The sequence below is a fragment of the Glutamicibacter sp. AOP38-B1-38 genome (assembly GCF_052377485.1).
In the GTDB taxonomy this organism is placed as follows: Bacteria; Actinomycetota; Actinomycetes; order Actinomycetales; family Micrococcaceae; genus Glutamicibacter.
Genome location: NZ_JBQSWU010000006.1, coordinates 1 through 19,873, shown reverse-complemented (window position 1 = coordinate 19,873; position 19,873 = coordinate 1). Strand labels below are relative to the sequence as shown.

Sequence of the window (19,873 nt, the reverse complement as noted above, 5' to 3'; positions counted from 1 at the left end):
GCCCGTTCAGCGCGCCGGGGTGAACACCCCGGACCCGTGGCGCCAGCGGTAGTAGCCCAGGCACAGCAGCGTGAAGGGCACCCCGAACCAGAGGGCCGGGCGCTGCACGGGATCGAAGGCCACACCCACCAGCGAGGCGCCCAGCAGAAGCAGCGCAAGGATCGGAAGCAGCGGGAACAGCGGGGCCCGGTAGGGCAGCGAATCGGTGCCGCCATGCAGCGCCACATGGTGCCGGCGGAAGGACAGGTGCGAAGCGCAGATCACGATCCACACCGCCACCACCGCGAACCCGGAGATCGAGACCAGCGCCAGGAACAGCGAGTCGGCGGCGATGACCCCGGAGAGCAGGGAGGCCAAACCGCCCAGCAGCGACAGGCACAGCGCCAGCATCGGCACGCCGCGGCGGTTGGTTTTCGAGAGCACCGCCGGGGCTTGGCCTGCGGCGCCCATGGCGTGCAGCATCCGGGCGCAGGAATACAGCCCGGAGTTGCCCGCGGAGAGCAATGCAGTGATGATCACGAAGTTCATGATGTCGGCCCCGGCCGGCAGCCCCGCGGCATCCAGCACCGTGACGAATGGGCTCTCGTTTGCGCCCGCCTCGGCGAAGGGAACGATCGCGGCGATCACCACGATGGCGCCGATGAAGAACACCGCCAGGCGCACCACGGCGGTGCGGATGGCCCGCGGGATGCTCAGTTCCGGGTTCTTGGCCTCGCCGGCGGCCACACCGATCAGCTCCGTGCCGCTGAAGGCATAGAACACCGCCAGGATGGTGACCAGCACGCCGCTGATCCCCGTCGGGAACAGCCCATCGCCGGTATCGAAGTTCGCCAGGCCAAGCGGGCCCGCCTCGCTGGCCGGGTTGATGCCGAGGATCGTGGCCGCGCCGACCACGATCATGAGCACCACGGCGGCCACCTTGATCAGCGAGAACCAGAATTCGGTTTCCGCGAAGACCTTCGAGGACACCGCGTTCAGCGCGAACAGCAGGGCCGCGAAGAGCAGGGCGAACACCCAGACCGGCACCGTGGGGAACCAGCGCTGCATGAGGATGCCCGAGGCGGTGAACTCGCTGGCCAGCGCCACCGCCCAGCACATCCAGTACAGCCAGGCCGTAGTGAAACCCCAGGCCGGGCCGAGGTCGCGGGTGGCGTGGGCGTGGAACCCGCCGGCCACCGGATGGCGTGCGGACAGCTCCCCGAGCCCGCTCATCACCATATAGGCCACCAGCGCGCCCACCGCGTAGGCCAGCACGGCGCCCAGCGGTCCGGCCTGCGCAATCGTATAGCCCGAAGAGACGAACAGCCCCGAGCCGATCACCCCGCCCAGCGCGATCATCACCAGGTGGCGGGAGGTCATGGTTCTGCGCAGCCCGGATTCGCCGGGCGAAACGCCCGGAGTAGAGCGGGCGGGAGGCTGCTGCGCCGGCGGCGCGCTGAGCTCGGACATGGGGGCTCCTTCTGAAATGAATGCGTTTGAAGAATAACTGCCGTGCCCCCTGCTCCGCGCAGCCCTCGTCATGGCCTGTCACGGACCGTCATAATCGGTCATCAGGCCGTCACCGGGTTACCCTCGGAAAGTGAAAAATCCCAGTGAAACCCTCAATTTCCGCGAGGCGCTGAGCGCCGCCGACAGCGCGCCGCTGCTGCTGGACGGCGGGCTCGGCACCCATCTGGCGCAGCGCGGTAATGACGTGAGCGGCGAACTGTGGTCCGCGCAGATCCTCAAAGACCGTCCCGAGGAGGTCCGCGCCGCGCATGCCGACTTCTTCGCCGCCGGCGCGCAACTGGCCACCACCTGCTCCTACCAGGTCAGCATCGATGGCCTGGCGAACACCAGCAAAGGTGCGAGCACCGAGCAGGCCGCCGAGCAGGCCGCCGAGCTGCTGCGCACCAGCGTGCGGCTGGCCCGCGAGGCGGCGAACGGTACACCGGCGCGCTGGGTGGCCGCCTCGGTGGGACCCTACGGCGCCGGTCCGGGGTCCGGCACCGAATACGACGGAGCCTATGGGCGCACCGTCGCCGAGCTGGCCGACTGGCACCGCGGGCGTCTGCGGGTCCTGGCCGATGCCGGCGCAGACGTGCTGATCTGTGAAACCGTGCCGAGCCTGGCCGAAGTCCAGGCGCTGGCCGGGGAGGCGGCCGGATTGGACCTGCCGGTGCTGCTCAGCCTCGCGGTGCGCACCACCGCGGACGGACAGCTGGTGCTGGGAGACGGCAGCGACCTGCGCGAGGCGGCCCGGATCGCCAACGATTCCGGCGCCTTTGCCGCGCTCGGCGTGAATTGCTGCCCGGTGCCCGTGGCCGTCTCGGCCCTGAGGGTGCTGCGCGAGCTGACGGACCTTCCGCTGCTGGCCTACCCGAACAGCGGCGAGATCTGGGACCGCGAGGCCCGGAGCTGGCTTCCGGGGATCTCGGGCACCGATCTGCCCGGAGCGGTGCCGGAACTGATCACCGCCGGCGCACGCATTATCGGCGGGTGCTGCCAGGTCGGCCCCGAGCAGATCACCCGGGTCGGCAGCGAACTTCGGCGCGTCCAGGGCTGATGCCGGTGGCCGGCGGCGGATCACATGATCTCAGGCATGCACCTTGGGGCTGGAATTGATTCTTGCCAGCAGCTCGGCGGCCACGCTGACGGCGATAACCGCCGGCTGCTTGCCCGAGACCTCGGCCAAGCCGATGGGGCATTGGATCTGCTGGATTTTCGCCTCGCCGTGACCGCTGGCGGCCAGGTTCTTCCGGAAGCGGGCCCATTTGGCCTTCGAGCCGATCAGCCCGATCGATCCGAGCCCCGGATGCCGCAAGGCCGCATCGCACAAGTGGAAATCCTCGGCATGGTCGTGGGTCATGATCAGCACGTGGGCGCCTTCCGGAAGGCAGCTCAACACCTGCTCGCCCAGCACCGCCACCTGCGCATGCACACGGGCCACGCCGGGTTCCATAGCCGCCAGCGACTGGAGGAACTCGGGACGCGAGTCGGTCAGATGCAATTCCAGCTCATGCCGGGAGAGGATGCGGGCAAGTTCCATTCCCACGTTGCCGATCCCGAAGATCGCCACGGTGGCCGGCACCGGCAAAGGCTCCAGCAGCAGGCTCACCTCTCCCCCGCAGCATTGGCGCCCGTATTTTGCCGGGGCCTTGTCGTTCAGCCGCAGGCTCATGTCCTGCGGCTGGCTTTCGCCCTGCGTGAGCATCTCGCGGGCCCGTTCCATGGCCGCCATCTCCAGATTGCCGCCGCCGATGGTGCCGAAGATTTCTTCCTTTGCGATCACCATCTTCGCGCCGGCTTCACGCGGGGCATGGCCGCGCACGGCGGTGACGGTGACCAGCACCGCCGCGCGCCGCTCATTGCGCAGTGCCGTCACCGCTTCGATCCAGGACAGCATGGCTAGCGCACCTTTTCCTCGATCAGGCTCGGCTCGCGCACGGATTCAATGGCCCAGAACACCGCCTCCGGTGTGGCCGGCGAGGCCAGCTGCACCGAGCAGCCGGCCGGGCCGAATTCGGCCACCGCCTGCCGCAGCGCCTCGCGCACCGAGAAGGCCAGCATCAGCGGCGGTTCGCCGACCGCCTTGGAACCGTACACCGCGCCTTCCTCGTGGGCCTTGTCCAGCAACGAAACGTTGAATTCCTCGGGCATCTCGGAAAAGCTGGGGATCTTGTAGGTGCTCGCGGCCTGGGTGGCCACTCGTCCACGCCCCGGACCATCCGAGGTATCCCAGCGCAGGTCTTCGAGGGTCAGCCACCCGGCGCCCTGCACGAAACCGCCTTCAATCTGCCCCAGATCCACCAGCGGCGAGAGCGAGTCTCCCACGTCGTGGACGATGTCCACTCGGGCCAGGGTGTAGGACCCGTCAAAGCGGCTGACCTCCACCTCGCTGGCGGCCACCCCGTAGGCGAAGTACTTGAACGGGGTGCCGGACATCTGGCTCAGGTCCCAGTGCAGCCCCTCGGTACGGTAGAACCCGGCGGCCGAGAGTTGGATGCGCTGGAAGTAGGCGTCCCGCACGGTTTCTTCCCAGCTCAGCTCCTGGCTCTTGCCCAGTGCGGTGATCTTTCCGTTGCCGAAACGCACCTCATGCGCCGGAACGCCAAGCTTGCCGGCGGCGACCTGCGCCAGCCTGGCCTGGATCTGCTCGCAAGCGTCCTTCACGGCCCCGCCATTGATATCGCTGCCGGAGCTGGCGGCGGTGGCCGAGGTATTGGGCACCTTGTCTGTGCGGGTTGGCGCGATGCGCACCGCGGACAGCGGCACTCCCAAGGTGGTGGCCGCGACCTGCAGCATCTTGGTATGCAGCCCTTGGCCCATCTCGGTGCCGCCGTGGTTCACCAGCACCGAGCCGTCCTTGTAGACCAGCACCAGGGCGCCGCCCTGGTTGAAGGCGGTGAGGTTAAAGGAGATCCCGAACTTCACCGGGGTGAGTGCCAGGGCGCGTTTGGTGTTCTCATTGCGCGCGTTGAATTCGCTGATTTGCGCCTCGCGCTGGGTGATCTGGGCGGATTCCAGGACCTGCTGCCAGGCCGCGTCGAGCCGTTCGGGATGGCGCACCGGCTGGTAGTACGGGGTGTCCTGACCCTGCGCGTAGAAGTTGCGCCGGCGCAGCTCGCGGGCAGCGATCCCCAGCTTGGGGGCGACCCGGCCCAGGATGTCCTCCATCACCAGCATGCCCTGCGGCCCGCCAAAGCCGCGGAATGCGGTCTGTGAGGTCTTATGGCATTTGGCAATCCGTCCGCGCACCCGGATATTCGGGACCCAGTAGCCGTTGTCGATATGGCACATCGCGCGGGTGAGTACCGGTTCGGACAGATCCAGGCTCCATCCGCCGTCCGCGGTGAGGCCGGCATCCAAGGCCAGGATCTTTCCCTGCGCGTCGAAGCCGATCTTCCAGGTCGCGTAGAACCCGTGGCGCTTGCCGGTCATGGTCATATCCAGGGTGCGGTTCAAGCGAACCCGCACCGGACGCCCGGTGAGCACCGCGCCCAGCGCGGCGAGCGCCGCGTAGCCGTGCGGCTGCATTTCCTTGCCGCCGAACCCGCCGCCCATCCGCAATACCTGCACCGTCACCTCATGGGCCGGGATGCCGAGCACATGGGAGACGATATCTTGGGTTTCGGTGGGGTGCTGGGTGGAGCAATGAATCAATATCTGGCCGGACTCGTCAACCAGGGCGAGCGAGTTCTGCGTCTCAAGATAAAAATGCTCCTGGCCGGAGAATTCGAAGTCCCCTTCAAAGACATGTGCCGCGTCGGCGAAGGCCCCGGAAATATCCCCCTTGTCGATGGTGGGCTTGATCCCGTGGAAGCTCTGGGCGGCAATGGCCTCCTTGATGGTGATCAGCGAGGCAAGCGGCTCGTAGTCCACCTTGACCGCCCCCGCCCCGGCCTTGGCGGCTTCCAGATCTTCGCCGAGCACCCAGGCCACCGGTTGGCCGTAGAACATCACCTCGTCGACCGGAAGCATGGGTTCGTCGCGTTTGGCGCCCTGGTCGTTGACCCCCGGGATATCGGCGGCGGTAATCACCCGCACCACCCCGGGAATTGCGCTGGCGCCGCTGGTATCGAGGCCCAGGATCTTCGCGTGGGCTTCGGTGGACTGCACCGGGTAGGCGTGGAGTACCCCGGTGAGCCGCTGCGCCAGATCATCGGTGTAGCGCGCGCTGCCGGTGACGTGTTCGGCCGCGGATTCGTGGCGCTGGCGCTGGCCGACTACGGGCGATTCCGGGCGTTGTGAAAGCTGGCTCATGAGATCTGCTCCCCCTTTGCTGCGTTGGTGCGGGCGAGCTGTTCGGCGAAAAAACGCTCCAGCGAGGACTTCAGCATCGCCTTTCGATAGCTTGAGCTGGCCCGGTGGTCATCCATGGGGGTGCCCTCCTGCGCCATCTGCTCGGCAGCCGCATGGATAGTCGCCAAGCACCACTCTTTGCCTTCCAAGGCGGCTTCGGTGGCGGTAGCTCGCAGCGGAGTGGCCGCCACTCCGCCCAAGCCGATGCGGGCCTTGGTGATGTAGTTGTTTTCCACGCTCACCGCATAGCCGATGGCCACCGAAGAGATATCGTCAAAGCGTCGTTTGGAGATCTTCTGGAAGCTGGTCAGGACCGCCAGCGGCAGCGGGATGCGGATCGCGGTGATCAGTTCCCCGGCGGCCCGCACCGTCTGCCGGTACCCGGTGAAGTACTGCGCCAAGGGCACGATGCGGCTACCCGAGGCGCTGCCCAGCACGAGGTCCGCTTCCAGCGCCAGCAGCGCCGGCGGGGTATCCCCGATCGGCGAACCGGTGCCCAAATTGCCGCCGAGGGTGGCGCCATTTCGGATGAGCCGGGAGGCGAACTGCGGGAAGAGCTGGCCGAGCAACGGGATCTTGCCGGCCAGAAGACGTTCGAGTTCGCTCAGCGTGCAGGCGGCGCCGAGTTCGATATAGTCTTCGCCGAAGTGAATTTGGCGCAACTCGGCAAGCCGGTCGATGGCCAGCACCGAGCGGGCCCGCGCACCTTTGATATTGACCTCGACACCCCAGTCGGTGCCCCCGGCCACGAGCAGGGTTTCGGGTTCCTCGGCCAGGATGCCAAAGGCCGCGTCCAGGCTGGCCGGGCGCCGGAAGCGACCGGTGCTTCCGGTGGGGGTGTCCACCCGCGTGATATCGGTGGACACCGCCGCCGGTGCGGCTTGCCCACGCCGGGTGGCAAGCTCATCTTGTGCATCCGGTGCACCCAAGGCATAGGCCGCGTCACGAATGGGTCGATACCCGGTGCAGCGGCACAAGTTGCCAGAGAGCGAATGCAGATCGAATCCATTGGGTCCGCACCGGTGCTCCTCGCCGTGCTCCGCGATGACTGCGGTATTGGCGATTCGCTCCGGGCGGTAGTATTCGGCGGCCATGGAGCAGACGAATCCGGGGGTGCAATAACCGCACTGGGATCCGCCGCGATTGGCCATCTCCTCTTGCACCGGATGCAGGTTTTCCACGCTGCCCAGGCCTTCGGAAGTGATGACTTCCTGCCCGTCGAGCGATGCGGCCGGCAGCAGGCAGGCATTCAACGCCGTCCAGCGGGTCCCCTGCCTGTCGCTGCGGGCCACGAGGATCGAGCAGGCGCCGCATTCGCCCTCCGCGCATCCCTCCTTGCACCCGATGAGCCCTTCGCCACGCAGGAAATCCAGCGCGTTGGTATGCGGCGGGCCATCGAATTCACGGATGGTTCCGTTGACGGTTATTTGGCAGCTCGATTTTTCCGTTGTCTCGGCGGTCATGCCGCTGACACCTCCTGCACCTGAGAGTTCAGGCGCACTATGAATGATTTGGATGGTTGACTAGTTTCCGCCGGGGCCCAGCCCCGGGGAAACGCTCGATGAGCTACGCGCGGAGGGCAGCCCTCCGCGCGCGGCGACGATTAGTCTCCGTGCGCGATCTGGCCCTTGGACCAGGCAACACAACCAGCCATGATTAGCCTCCAAATTTCGGATCATGGAAAATCAAGTTCATTCATTCTAAGTGAAGTGCATCACAGCAACTAATGTCAACTTTTATTCATCACCTGCTCAGCCAAGCAGGGCGGTGATCGGCCCGCGGGCGAAGTAGACCAAGAACCCGGCGGCAACCACCCACATCAACGGGTGAATCTTCTTGTAGCGGCCGGCCGCGGTATTCACCACGACCCATGCGATGAACCCGGCCCCGATGCCATTGGCGATGGAGTAGGTCAGCGGCATGGTGATCAGCGTCAGGAAGGCGGGCAGGGCCGAGGAGAATCGCTTGAAATTGATCTCGCGGATCTGCGCGCACATCATGGTGCCGACCAGCACCAGCGCCGCGGCGGCCACCTCGATGGGCACCACCGAGGTCAGCGGCGTGAAGAACATCGACCCCAGGAACAACGCCCCGGTGACCACGGAGGCCAAGCCGGTGCGCGCCCCTTCCCCGATGCCGGCGGCCGAATCCACATACACGGTATTCGAGGATGAGGACCCCATGCCGCCGGCGACCGCACCCAGGCCTTCCACCACAAATGCGGCCTTGAGCCTCGGGAAGGTGCCGTCCTTTTTCGCAAGGCCGGCATTTTTGGCCAGCCCGGTCATGGTTCCCATGGCGTCAAAGAAATTCGTGAACACCAGGGTGAAGACCAGCATCGTCGCCGCGAGCGCACCGATGCGGGAGAAGGAACCGAAGAGATCGAAGTCGCCGGCCAGCGACATGTCCGGCAGCGCGACCACCTGCCCCTGGAGCACCGGAATATTCAGATGCCAGCCGTGCGGGTTATCCGCGCTGCCCGCACCGATCTTGAAAACCAGCTCCGCGGCGACGGCCAGCACGGTGGAGACCACGATGCCGATCAGGATCGCGCCTTGCACTCCACGGGCTACCAGCGCGCCCATGATCAGCAGCCCAATCACAAAGACCATCGTCGGGATCGACACGATCGATCCGCCATCTCCCAGCTGGACCGGAGGACCTGCGGGTGTGCGGGTGACAAAGCCGGAGTCCACGAACCCGATGAAGGTAATGAACAGCCCAATGCCCACCGTAATCGCGGCCTTCAGGTCCTTCGGGATCGCGCGGAAGATGGCGGTTCGAATGCCCGTCATTCCGAAGATCACGATCAGCACGCCGTTGATCACCACCAGCCCCATGGCTTCGGCCCAGGTGACCTCCTGGATGACCGAGACCGCAAGGAAGGAGTTAATGCCCAAGCCGGCGGCCAGCCCAAAGGGCAGGTTGGCGATCACCCCGAACATGATGGTCATGACCCCGGCGGTCAGCCCGGTCATGGCCCCGACCTGCGCTGCCGGCAGCCAGGTTCCGGCGACATCCACCGGTGCGGCGTCGGCGCTGAATCCGCCGAGGATCAAGGGATTGAGGATGACGATGTAGGCCATCGTGAAGAACGTGACGATTCCACCACGAAATTCCCGCGCGAGCGTGGAACCACGTTCGCTGATCCGGAAGTACGCATCAAGCAGATTGCGTGGACCGCCGGGGCGCGCTTGCAGACTAACCGGCTTGGCTGCATTGCCCGTTTTTTTCGGTTCGGCTTGCGGGCGACTTGTCATAGTCATGGCCCGGTCCCCTAATAGTCCGTCCGGGTCTCTAGCGAGTCCCATTCCTGGAAGGGCTTCAAATGCTCCTTGCTGGCGCTCTGGAAACAATCCACCGGCATCAGCGCGCGGCTGGAATTGGGTTCAAAGTATTCGTAGAACACCGCATCATCAAAGCCAGCGTCGGTGGCGTCGTGCCGGTTGGCGGCGAAGTAGACCTTGTCGATGCGCGCCCACAGCGAGGTGGCCAGGCACATCGGGCACGGCTCGCAGCTGCTGTAGAGCACGCATCCGCTCAGGTCGAAGGTGCCCAGCGCGGCGGCCGCGTTGCGGATGGCCACCACCTCGGCATGGGCGGAGGGGTCGTTGTTCGCGGTGACGCGGTTGACTCCCTCGAAGATCTGCCCCGAGGCAGAGACAACAACGGCTCCGAAAGGACCTCCGTTGTTGCGGACATTGGTGGTGGCAATATCGATGGCCATCGAAAGATAGTCTTGGCCAGTGGTAGTAACGCTCATCGCGTGGCTCCTCATGCTTCGGACAAGCCAGCCGAACGGTCCCGTTTATCTCGGGCGCCGACCGTACTCATCTGCTGAAATAGATCAGTTGCACGCCCGGTAGATAGCGACCCAGAGATGGGTGCCCGCCATAGACAGCTACGAGATTATCAACGGAATGTGACCTGCGCAACACTTTTTTGAAATAGCTTTTTCGCATCATGAACATTTTGCCTGCCCGGATTCCACCCCGTTCCGGCACCGACAAGTGCCGATGGCCAGCAGCGGCGGAAGCGGGAGGAAGCAAAGAAATCGACAAAAACCTTGCGCCTCGGCCCGCCAGGGAAGGCGGGTCAATCGACGAAGCAAATGCGGCAGCTGCGCTGCCGGCCGACTTCCGAGGTCAAAGTGGGTCGAAGTGATGCGGGTCAACACGATCCAAGGTATTCTCGACTTCGAATCACTTGTCTCTTGCCGGCGCCCCTTTGGCGACATCGAATTTTCGCCGCGGACCATCGGCGGCCAGGCCTCAAGAATTCAATGTTGACCTACCACCTCGGTAGCTTCGCACATTGCGCGGATGCAGTCTTCCCATGTCAATAGCTTGAAGCCACCCAATCAGTAACTTTTCAGGAGGTGCACCGTGGCTCTGAACGTAGACCCCATCAAAGTGGCAGACGCGCGCGGCCGAGCATTGCGAGACCTGCGGATCTCGGTGACCGACCGGTGCAATTTCCGTTGCGTTTACTGCATGCCCAAGGAAGTCTTCGGCAAGGATTTCCAGTTCCGCGAACGCTCGGAACTGCTGAGCTTCGAAGAAATTGAACGGCTTGCGGGTATCGCGGTGTCCCTCGGCGTCAGCAAACTTCGCCTCACCGGCGGCGAGCCGCTGCTGCGGCGAGGAATCGAGGACCTGATTTCCCGGCTGGCGGCGCTGCGCACGCCAGAAGGAAAACCGGTAGATCTCGCGATGACCACCAATGGGTCGGCCTTGGCCATCAAGGCGACCGCGCTCAAAGAGGCCGGGCTGAACCGTGTGACGGTATCCCTCGACTCGCTGGACAACGAGCGCTTCCAAGCCATCAACGACGTCAAGTTCCCGGTCGACAAGGTTCTTGCCGCCATCGACGCCGCGGCACTAGCCGGCCTCGGCCCGGTGAAGATCAATACCGTGCTCAAGCGCGGAGTCAACGACGACGAAATCCTCGACCTCGCCGAGCACTTCCGCGGCACCGGGCATGTGCTGCGATTCATTGAATACATGGACGTCGGAGCCTCCAACCAGTGGCAGCTGGAAGAGGTTGTGCCCTCCGCCGAGGTGATCGAGCGGATCTCCGCCCGACACCGGCTCGAACCCGCCGCGCCCACGCAAATGGGAGAGACCGCCAAACGCTGGAAGTACGCCGACGGGTCGGGTGAAATCGGCGTGATATCCTCGGTCACCGGCGCCTTTTGCGGCGATTGCACGCGGGCCAGGGTCTCGGCCGAAGGCCGGCTGTACACCTGCCTCTTCGCCTCCGAAGGCACGGACCTGCGCGCCTTGCTGCGCTCGGATGCCACCGACCGGGACATCTCCTTGGCGCTCGGCGGGCTGTGGAGCAAACGCGAAGACAACTATTCTGAGCTGCGCGCGGCCTTGGAGCCTGGGGACCGCAAACGCATCGAGATGTCGTATATCGGCGGGTAGCTCGCTACTTGTTAGCTGGGCCCTCACCCCCGCCTGCGGCTTATATCGGTCGATGCAACGTGCTCTGGGCCCAGGCAGCCAATTAATGCCGAACCTTCCGCACTTTGCCCGGCTTGTTTCCGTGGGCTCGGGTTTCTATTCAGCGCCCAGATTCGGTGGTCGAGATTTCTTGAAGAAATATCGCTGAAATCCCGAGCGAAGAAGATAGGCCCCCGATCAGGGGCATAGCCGGCCGATTCAAGCCGCGGCGCCTGGCTGCTCCTAGCGCTCCCGGCATAAACGGGCAGAGGCCCGGAAACCATGGATGGATCGGCGAGCGCCATCTCCCTTCCCTGACAGCCATTGCGCTGCAAGCCGCATCGGGTGCCACGAATAGAGGCTGCCACTAGGGAAAACACCGCTGATTTCGAACAGATTACGAGGATCTACCGCGGCGGCGGCAAGCGCCGTGAATTTAAGTTCCCTTCGGTGCAACACCGACCGTACCTGAGTGAAATGCCCCTCTGGAAAGCTGAAAGCACCAGCTAGCAGCGAGAGGGAACGATTCGCGTGAGTATCAATTTAGAGTCAGAGCCCCAGATGGGTCGCGGTGTCGCTACAGCCGACGCGTCGCTTCAGTTGTCCAAGGGACGCTGGATCAACAACTGGGACGCCGAAGACCCCGCATTCTGGAATAGCGTGGGCCAGAAAACCGCGGCAATCAACCTGCGCTGGTCGATCTTCGCCGAATTCCTCGGCTTCGTGGTGTGGCAGTTATTCGCCATCGTCGCGGTGTACCTGCCGGCGGCCGGTTTCGAATACAGCACCTCCCAGCTCTTCTGGCTGATCTCCATGCCAAGCCTCGTCGGTGCCACCCTGCGCATTCCCTATACGTTCATGGTGGCCCGTTTCGGCGGACGCAACTGGACCGTCGTCTCGGCCTTGCTGCTGCTGATCCCGGCCGGCGGCCTGGCCCTTGCCGTCGCAAATACCGACACCCCGTTCTGGGTCATGCTTTCGCTGGCAGGCCTTGCGGGGTTCGGCGGCGGCAACTTCGCTTCCTCGATGGCCAACATCACCTACTTCTACCCTGCGGCGCAAAAGGGCTGGGCCTTGGGCCTGAACGCCGCCGGCGGCAACCTCGGGGCGGCGGTGGCCCAACTGCTGGTGCCGGTCGCCATCACCGTATTCGCTGCAGGCTCCCTGCAGCTGCCGATGGCCGGCATCGTCTGGATCCCGTTCATCCTGCTCGCCGCCTTCGGCGCCCTGCGCAATATGCATAACCTGTCCAATGCGCGCTCGGATCTGCGCGGAGCCCTGGCCTGCCTGCGCGAACCGCATCTGTGGATCATCTCGTCCCTGTATATCGGCACCTTTGGTTCGTTCATTGGCTTCTCCGCGGTATTCCCGAAGCTGATCGCCGATACGTTCACCGAATATTCCGGCTTCGCGCTGGGCACAGCCACGATTACCCTGGCTTTCCTAGGCCCGCTGGTCGGTTCCCTGGCCCGCCCCTACGGCGGCAAGCTCGCCGACCGCTTCGGCGGCGCGCGCATCACGCTGGCTTCATTGTCGCTGATGGCGCTGATCACCGTGGGGCTGGTGCTCACCTTGTCGACTTCGAACTTCTGGGTGTTCCTGGGACTCTTCCTGATACTGTTCACCGCCAGCGGCGTGGGCAATGGCTCGACCTACCGAATGATCCCGGCCGTCTTCGCCCTGCGGGCGGATATCGGCAAGGACAGCGTCGGAGCGGCCCGCAAATCAGCGGCGGCCCTGGGCCTGATCTCGGCCATTGGCGCCTACGGCGGGTTCCTGGTCCCGCAGGCCCTGGGGCTTTCGGTCTCCCGAGTCGGATCCTACCTCCCGGCATTCTGCGTCTTCGTCGGGCTGTACCTGCTGCTGATGGCAGTGACCTGGTTCTGCTACGTACGCCGCGGCAGCATCTTTGCACAGCAAGGAATCTAAATGACCTCCCTCACCGATACGCACTGCCCCTACTGCGCCTTGCAATGCGGCATCACCCTGGAACCTGCCGCCACCGCCCAGGCAGCCGAACCGGTGGCGCTCAAGGGACGGAACTTCGAAACCAACGGCGGGGCGCTGTGCCGCAAGGGCTACAGCGCCGCACGGTTGCTCGGCCACCCCGACCGGGTGACCGAGCCGCTGCTGCGCCAGTCAGATGGCTCCTTTGCGCCCATCCGGTGGGAAGCGGCACTGGATTTGATTGCCGAACGCGCCAGCAGCATCCGCGCCGAGCATGGCGCGGATGCGGTGGCGGTATTCGGTGCCGGCGGGTTGACCAATGAGAAGGGCTACCAGCTGGGCAAGTTCGCCCGGCTGGCGCTGGGTACCTCGCGCATCGACTACAACGGCAGGTTCTGCATGTCCTCGGCGGCCATGGCCGGCAACCGCAGCTTCGGCCTGGACCGGGGATTGCCGTTCCCCCTGGCCGACCTCGACGGCGCGGGAATGATCCTGCTGCTCGGATCCAACGTGGCCGACACCATGCCGCCGTTCGTCCGCCATCTGGAGGGCGCCCGGAGCAGCGGGGGGCTGATCGTGGTGGATCCGCGCCGCTCGGCCACCGCCGAACTCTCGGCCAACGGGGCCGGATGGCATCTGCAGCCCACCCCCGCCACCGATCTGCAGCTGTTGCTGGGCCTGTCCCATGTGCTGCTCGCCGAATCGCTGGCGGATGAACGGTACCTCGAAGACCGGACCAACGGGTTGGCGCAGCTGCGCAGCTCCCTGGCCGCGTGGTGGCCCGAACGCGTCGAGAAGGCTACCGGCGTTCCGGCCACCGAGATCCGCCGCACCGCTCGCGCGCTGGCCGACGCCGCACGCAGCGCAAAAAACGAGGGCCGCCCGGTCTACATCCTCACCGGCCGCGGGGTGGAACAACACGCCAACGGCACCGACACCACCACCGCAGCCATCAATCTGGCGTTGCTGCTGGGCCTGCCCGGCAGCAGCGCCGGAGGCTTCGGCACCATCACCGGACAGGGCAACGGACAGGGCGGGCGCGAGCACGGGCAAAAGTGCGATCAACTGCCCGGCTACCGCAAGATCACCGACCCGGAACACCGCAGGCATGTGGCCAAGGTCTGGGGAGTTGACCCGGAGATCATTCCCGGTCCCGGAATTCCCGCCACCGAGCTGCTGCACACCTTGGGTTCCGAGCAGGGCTCGCGCATGCTTCTGGTCCATGGCTCCAACCCGGCTGTCTCTTCCCCGGATGCCTCGCGGGTTATCGAGGGGTTGCGCCGGCTGGACTTCCTGGTGGTTAGCGATTTCTTCCTTTCCGAAACGGCATTCGAGGCGCATCTGGTGCTCCCGGTGCTGCAGTGGGCCGAGGAGGAAGGAACCATGACCAACTTGGAAGGGCGGGTGCTGCGCCGCCGTGCCGCTCTGGACGCACCGGGCCAGGCACGCAGCGAACTGTGGATTCTGGCCGAACTCGCTAAGCGACTGGACTCCCCCGGGCAGTTCTCGGCCGACGCCCGCGAGGTCTTCGAGGAGCTTCGCCGCGCCTCTGCCGGCGGCGCAGCGGACTACTCCGGCGTGGACTGGGACGACCTCGATGCGGGAGCTGCCATCTATTGGCCCTGCCCCGCCGAAGCAACAATTTCCCGAGAGCCGGGGGTCCGTTCGGGTACGCCGAGGCTCTTCGTGGAACGTTTTGCCCATCCCGATGGCAAGGCGAAGCTCGTCGCGGTCTATCCAGCGGCCACTGCGCCGCAGGACTCCCAGCCCGGCGCAATATCACTAGTGACCGGCCGGTTGCTGGAACACTACCAGTCCGGTGCGCAAACCCGCCGTGTGGCCGAACTGCAGGCGGCGGCGCCCGAGGCCAGACTGGAAATCCATCCGGCCACCGCGCTGAACCACGGCATCACCGACGGCCAGCGGGTGCGGGTGGGAAGCGGGCAAGGCAACATGGTCGCACGCGCCACGCTGACCACCACGATTCGCCTGGACACCGTATTCCTTCCCTTCCATTTTCCCGGCAAGAATAACGCGAACGTCCTGACTCCCGCGGTCGTCGATCCGCTCAGCGCCATGCCCGAGTTCAAGCATGTCCCCGTCTCGCTATGCCCCTTAGGAGAAGAGTCTTGATTTTGCAGAACAAGGAACGCATTGTCATTATCGGGTTTGGCCCGGTGGCAGCCTCCCTCGTTGAGGGACTGCTGCCCGCAGTGACCGCCGGAACCATAGAGCTGATCGTGGTGTCATCCGAAAAGCACCTGGCCTACAACCGCGTGCTGCTCGCGGAGCTGGCCGTCGGCGCCACCCGCGCCGAGCACCTGGGCATGGTCGATGAAACCCGCTTGCGCAACGCCGGGGTTGTCCTGCAATTGGGCCGCACCGTGAAGCGCGTCGACCGCTCCCGCCGCCAGGTTCTGCTCGAAGACGCCGATCCGCTGAGCTACGACCGGCTGGTCTTCGCCACCGGCGCCCGGCCAACGATCCCCGCGCTGAACGGGTTGAACTTCGACCCGCATTCCGAGGCCCAGCTCCCCCACGGTGTGCTCGCACTGCGCACCCTGGAAGACGCGATGAACCTCAACAAGGTTTTGCAGGGCAACGGCCGGGTGCTGGTGCTCGGCGGCGGAGTCCTGGGCATCGAAGCGGCGCTGGCCATGGCCGAAGCCGGGCATCGGCCGGTGCTGATCCACCACGGGCCGGCCCCCTTGGGACGGGTGGTGGATGCCGACGGCGGCACATTGCTGATCCGCAGCCTGCGCGCCGCCGGTGTCGAGGTGATTTCCGAGGCTCGCGCCACCGGAATCCAGAAGGATGAAACCGGATTCACCGGACTGGTCACGCAAACCCACGGCATCATCGAAGGAGCGGCCCTGGTGCTGTCCACCGGAGTGCGTGCGCGCACCGAGCTGGCCTCCAGCTGCGGGCTAGCGGTCAACCGCGGAATCAAGACCAACGAATATCTCGCCGCGGACATCGAACATCGCATCTTCGCCATCGGCGACTGCGCCGAGGTCGCCGGCCAAGCGCCGGTGGGCCTGCTCGCCCCTGGCTGGGCCCAAGCAGGCTGGTTGGCCCAATATATGCTCAGCACCCCGGCTCCGGGACCGGCCGACCCAAGCCTGCACGATCCGATCAGCCTCGCACCTCCGTCCCTGGAATCCTCGGATGTCCTGATGCTCAAGGGCCAAGGCCTTGAGCTGACCGCGGGCGGAGACATCGCCGCCGGGCTTTGGGACGAGTCCGGCAGCCAGGTCACCGTCTTCGCCGATCCGGCAGAGGGCAAATATCTGAAAATGGTATCGCAGGCGGGAGTGCTCACCGGCTTTCTCGCCATGGGCCTGCCGCGAACCAGCGCGGAACTGGTGCTCAGCTACGAACGAGGCAGCATGCTGCCCGCGGACCGTTCGACGTTGCTGCGGCTTGATGATCCCGGAATACTGGAACCTGCGGGGGCACCGGGACCGGATGACCAGCTCTGCCGTTGCTCCGGAGCCACCCACGGCCAGGTGGCCCATGCGGTGGAGGCAGGGTGCACCACGGTGGCCGAAGTGGGCGAGTCCTGCCGGGCAGGCACCGGTTGCGGCGGCTGCCGCGCGGTGATCGAAGCGATGCTCAAGACGCCAGTTCCGGCGTGAAGACCGCCTGATCCGAAACCGGAGACCGGCTAAGCGGTTGAAAGCTCCCTTGCCTTCGCCGACGAGCTTGGGTGGGCCTCGCGAAATCCGTCAATCGGATTTGATCTCGCATAACTACAGCGTGGAAACTTCTCGAAGTTTCCGAGCAATCTTCTGCCAGTTATTCAATTGCCCCTGCCCAACGGCTTTTCCGGACTCATTGCCCAAGTGGAAATGTCCGTACTGTCAATGGACTGTGCAAGGTAGCAAATGACTTGCCGCTTAGATTCGGTGGACATTTCTGCACCTATGTACTCGGCATTCTCTACATCTGCGATCTCAGTGAAGTATGCCTGTGCGAACCAACCAGCGGCCTCTGCGCCCGGCTAGCCAAGGTCATTAACTTCTTCCGACGCGGCCATGCCCAATTTAGGACAGAACAGTCAGGCGTGTGCCTAATAAGTTTTGCTGCATGCCTAAAGAACAAGCGACTCATGCCAATAGTGAGGTCAGTGATCGTTTTTATTCCTCGGAACGCTGCCGGCTCTCCAATACTACATAAGATGTAAATTCCAACTACCTATGACGTAATTATGTTCTCAAATCTGTTGCGCTAGGACGATTCTTTGATTATCAAAATTTTTGTTTGATAAATTGGTCGCCGTTAATTTCAGCTTCTCACCCTAGATAAGGAAAATTATGGGAAAACGACTGGTTACTGCAGGAATTGCGGGTGCAGTAGTTTCTGCACTTCTTTTCCCCTCTGTCGCGTACTCTGCAGAAAACCCTTCCGAGCAAGTTGCAAAAGCGGTTAAAGCAGCCACCCCTGACGAGCTGCCTGCGCCGGAAACAGATGCACAAGTACTACGTGATGAAATCACCCTGAGTTCTGACACCTCAGGTGACTCTTTGTCGATTCCTCTCATGCGAGATGAGCTCATCGAGATACAGACGGACAGTGCCGAAGGTGCAGAATCTTCGATCGGCATCTCTCTACCTCAGCAAGCCGGTGTGTCGAAGCGCGGAAAGACGCTCAACTCAGGAACGGCTGTATTCGGCGGAGACGGGGTTGATGTCGTAGTGGAGCCAATTGAAGCGAGTTCAGTGCGAATCAACACAGTGCTGAGCGCTAAGGAAAGCCCACACGAGTTCACTTATAAGCTGGATCTACCTATACAGGCGAAGCTCGAGCTGCAAGAAGACGGTGCGATCGCCGTGATCGATGAGGGCGTATTCATCGGCGGTGTAGCTGCTCCCTGGGCCCGGGATGCTTCTGGTCGCGAAATCTCCACACGTTACATAATTGATGGGCATTCGTTCACACAAATCGTCGACCGGAATGAATCAGTAGTCTACCCGGTTGTAGCTGATCCATGGGTCGGCAAGGCTTTGATCGCAAAGACTTCCTGGACGGCCTATAACAAGAAGTACAAGGGCTACATTTTGGAGGTTTACCCGACGCAGTGGGGCAGAGCCAACGTTTGGCTTTTGTTCGGACCTGCCTTGTACGGATCAATTCGTAAGGCGTTCTATTATGAGATGAACTCGAAAACCCCTGGTACTCGTGAAGAAACTGCGTCGATGCGAGATCAGCTGTACTGCCACATTGACGCGGTTCGTCTTAGGGACCCGCTCAAAAAGAGTTGGAATCTGGATACTTGGCGTCCGAAAGTGAGCTACGCACGGATGCTTCGGGCTCTGTGCAACCCTTTATAGAAAGTAAGTAACATGCGTAAAAGTCAGCGAAATGTGTGGGGCCTAATTATTGGTTCCTTGCTTTTGATCATCGGGGTCGTTCTATTCACTTGGTATAATATGGCAGTTCTCACCCCAGCCGAGATCCAACGGCTAGAGGCTGGCGGCAGTGGAGAAAACACTGCTTTTGAGAGCTTCGCGCTTTGGGGATCGCCAGTGCTCGCTCTCGCTGGTGCGGCCATCATAGCCATGGCGTGGATGGTTAAGCGAAAGAACAGAGCCGCGAGTTCTAACCCGCAGTGATGAAAGAAGGCCAGTACCGAATCGGTACTGGCCTTTCTGATCGGAGAGCTACTTGACACCCTTGTACTGGGTGTTGTCGACGCCATCGCTGGTGGTTAGCTTGGATCGCTGATTCTTGATGTGGATATTAATCGCTTCTGGTCGCTGAGGACTTGGCTGCAAACGTTCGGCGGCTCGGTCGTCGTAGTGATTATTTGGGGTTGCTCATGTTTCGCCGCCGAGCGCACTGACCGCACCCGAAGACCACAAGAACGAACACGTAATGTCACCAAGGAGCCCATCACGCCGGTTATCGATGCCAACAACCATCACATCTCAGATGGAAAGTTCGCACACAAACCTTCACGAGAAACCGGCCTCGGAATTTTTCAAGTCAAACGGTACCAACACGAGTTTAATTAGCTCTCAAGCAGCCTGAGCTAGCCGGTCCTGCGGGTTGTTGATCCATGCAGCTTCCGGCAGCGCGAGGAGTCTCGGATCATTAGAGGTACTAAACCGTTCAGGATGCCTTGCACGAGCCGCAGCCAGGGCCTGCGAACGCTTCGCAGCCACCGCGTCAGCCAGCCCGTAGTGAACGTTTGCAGGCGTATGCAGACCAATACCCGAATGCTGATGAGCACAGTTGTACCACTGAACGAATTCGTTCCTGAACTCCCTTGCACCCCCTAGCGATGCGAACCGTTCGGGGAACGTAGGCCCATACTTCATGGTCTTGAAAAGCGACTCTGAGTTATCCCGAATTCGGGATAACTCAGAGTCGTGGTTTAAGACTTTGAAGTATATGCCGGTATTTCCTGAGCGGTTCGGTTCCTTGGAGCACGCCAGGGATTTTATGGGCCGGTTTGTTCATGCGTATAACACTGAGCATCGCCAATCAGGATTGGGTTTTCATACTCCTGCCGACGTGCATTTCGGGATGACTGGGCACGTGGATGACCAACGCCTAGCGGCGTTGGAAAAGGCATGGGCGGAGCATCCTGAACGGTTTGGAAAGAACCGGCTCCCGAAGAAAATGTTGCTGCCTGAAGCGGCTTGGATTAACGAACCGATCAAGCAGGAAGAAGGAGAAAAGATGTTGGCCTA

At 63.2% G+C, this 19,873-nt stretch carries 12 protein-coding genes and 2 pseudogenes; 7 read left to right on the top strand and 7 right to left on the bottom strand.

The window, feature by feature from the left end:
* Positions 1-6: 6 nt before the first annotated feature.
* The gene (locus tag ACT3TP_RS04885) at positions 7-1,449 is read right to left on the bottom strand and encodes an amino acid permease (RefSeq protein WP_444619626.1); all 1,443 of its coding nucleotides are present in this window, start codon (positions 1,447-1,449) and stop codon (positions 7-9) included.
* 130 nt (positions 1,450-1,579) lie between these two features.
* Here ACT3TP_RS04885 and mmuM point away from each other — a divergent pair, with 130 nt between their 5' ends.
* Positions 1,580-2,545, top strand: a complete 966-nt coding sequence (mmuM, locus tag ACT3TP_RS04880; protein ID WP_444619624.1) for a homocysteine S-methyltransferase — start codon at positions 1,580-1,582, stop codon at positions 2,543-2,545.
* 30 nt (positions 2,546-2,575) lie between these two features.
* Here the strand turns inward: mmuM and xdhC are convergent, their stop codons facing one another.
* From xdhC to ACT3TP_RS04855, 5 genes are all read right to left on the bottom strand, one after another.
* Entirely contained in the window at positions 2,576-3,385 is an 810-nt protein-coding gene (gene xdhC / locus ACT3TP_RS04875) for a xanthine dehydrogenase accessory protein XdhC (protein ID WP_444619622.1), read from the bottom strand.
* 2 nt (positions 3,386-3,387) lie between these two features.
* Entirely contained in the window at positions 3,388-5,742 is a 2,355-nt protein-coding gene (xdhB, locus tag ACT3TP_RS04870; protein WP_444619620.1) for a xanthine dehydrogenase molybdopterin binding subunit, read from the bottom strand.
* A complete protein-coding gene (locus ACT3TP_RS04865; protein WP_096286906.1) occupies positions 5,739-7,244 on the bottom strand; it encodes a xanthine dehydrogenase small subunit in 1,506 nt (501 codons plus the stop codon). The genes xdhB and ACT3TP_RS04865 overlap by 4 nt, the downstream gene beginning before the upstream one ends.
* Positions 7,245-7,532: 288 nt before the next feature.
* Positions 7,533-9,047, bottom strand: a complete 1,515-nt coding sequence (locus ACT3TP_RS04860; RefSeq protein ID WP_444619618.1) for an NCS2 family permease — start codon at positions 9,045-9,047, stop codon at positions 7,533-7,535.
* 11 nt (positions 9,048-9,058) lie between these two features.
* Positions 9,059-9,544 carry a nucleoside deaminase gene (locus ACT3TP_RS04855; RefSeq protein WP_105552769.1) on the bottom strand — a complete coding sequence of 162 codons (486 nt, stop codon included), beginning with the start codon at positions 9,542-9,544 and terminating at the stop codon, positions 9,059-9,061.
* 622 nt (positions 9,545-10,166) lie between these two features.
* Between ACT3TP_RS04855 and moaA the strand changes: the two genes are divergently transcribed.
* The 5 genes from moaA to ACT3TP_RS04830 all read left to right on the top strand — a co-directional run bounded on the left by moaA (position 10,167) and on the right by ACT3TP_RS04830 (position 18,508).
* The gene (gene moaA, locus ACT3TP_RS04850; RefSeq protein WP_444619615.1) at positions 10,167-11,210 is read left to right on the top strand and encodes a GTP 3',8-cyclase MoaA; all 1,044 of its coding nucleotides are present in this window, start codon (positions 10,167-10,169) and stop codon (positions 11,208-11,210) included.
* Between the two features lie 579 nt (positions 11,211-11,789).
* Complete coding sequence (locus ACT3TP_RS04845) at positions 11,790-13,157, top strand: MFS transporter (protein ID WP_444619762.1); 1,368 nt, start codon at positions 11,790-11,792, stop codon at positions 13,155-13,157.
* Positions 13,158-15,308 (top strand): molybdopterin oxidoreductase family protein, encoded by a 2,151-nt coding sequence (locus ACT3TP_RS04840; protein WP_444619613.1) that lies wholly within the window; start codon positions 13,158-13,160, stop codon positions 15,306-15,308.
* Positions 15,305-16,813 (top strand): FAD-dependent oxidoreductase, encoded by a 1,509-nt coding sequence (locus ACT3TP_RS04835; RefSeq protein WP_444619611.1) that lies wholly within the window; start codon positions 15,305-15,307, stop codon positions 16,811-16,813. The genes ACT3TP_RS04840 and ACT3TP_RS04835 overlap by 4 nt, the downstream gene beginning before the upstream one ends.
* Positions 16,814-17,491: 678 nt before the next feature.
* On the top strand, positions 17,492-18,508 hold the full coding sequence (locus ACT3TP_RS04830; RefSeq protein WP_444619609.1) for a DUF2599 domain-containing protein: 1,017 nt from the start codon (positions 17,492-17,494) through the stop codon (positions 18,506-18,508).
* Between the two features lie 687 nt (positions 18,509-19,195).
* On the opposite strand, the pseudogene ACT3TP_RS04825 reads toward ACT3TP_RS04830, so the two are convergent.
* Positions 19,196-19,519 (bottom strand): annotated as a pseudogene (locus tag ACT3TP_RS04825) (integrase core domain-containing protein); the annotation flags it as partial.
* On the opposite strand from ACT3TP_RS04825, the pseudogene ACT3TP_RS04820 reads away from it, so the two are divergent.
* Positions 19,500-19,873, top strand: a pseudogene (locus tag ACT3TP_RS04820) (integrase core domain-containing protein); the annotation flags it as partial. The pseudogenes ACT3TP_RS04825 and ACT3TP_RS04820 sit on opposite strands and share 20 nt — an antisense overlap.

What these genes read in the sequence shown, in the direction of transcription:
- xdhB (WP_444619620.1), bottom strand. Translation starts at nt 5,742, where the DNA reads ATGAGCCAGCTTTCACAACGCCCGGAATCGCCCGTAGTCGGCCAGCGC.
- ACT3TP_RS04865 (WP_096286906.1), bottom strand. Translation starts at nt 7,244, where the DNA reads ATGACCGCCGAGACAACGGAAAAATCGAGCTGCCAAATAACCGTCAAC.
- ACT3TP_RS04860 (WP_444619618.1), bottom strand. Translation starts at nt 9,047, where the DNA reads ATGACTATGACAAGTCGCCCGCAAGCCGAACCGAAAAAAACGGGCAAT.
- ACT3TP_RS04855 (WP_105552769.1), bottom strand. Translation starts at nt 9,544, where the DNA reads ATGAGCGTTACTACCACTGGCCAAGACTATCTTTCGATGGCCATCGAT.
- xdhC (WP_444619622.1), bottom strand. Translation starts at nt 3,385, where the DNA reads ATGCTGTCCTGGATCGAAGCGGTGACGGCACTGCGCAATGAGCGGCGC.
- ACT3TP_RS04885 (WP_444619626.1), bottom strand. Translation starts at nt 1,449, where the DNA reads ATGTCCGAGCTCAGCGCGCCGCCGGCGCAGCAGCCTCCCGCCCGCTCT.
- ACT3TP_RS04845 (WP_444619762.1), top strand. Translation starts at nt 11,790, where the DNA reads ATGGGTCGCGGTGTCGCTACAGCCGACGCGTCGCTTCAGTTGTCCAAG.
- ACT3TP_RS04840 (WP_444619613.1), top strand. Translation starts at nt 13,158, where the DNA reads ATGACCTCCCTCACCGATACGCACTGCCCCTACTGCGCCTTGCAATGC.
- ACT3TP_RS04830 (WP_444619609.1), top strand. Translation starts at nt 17,492, where the DNA reads ATGGGAAAACGACTGGTTACTGCAGGAATTGCGGGTGCAGTAGTTTCT.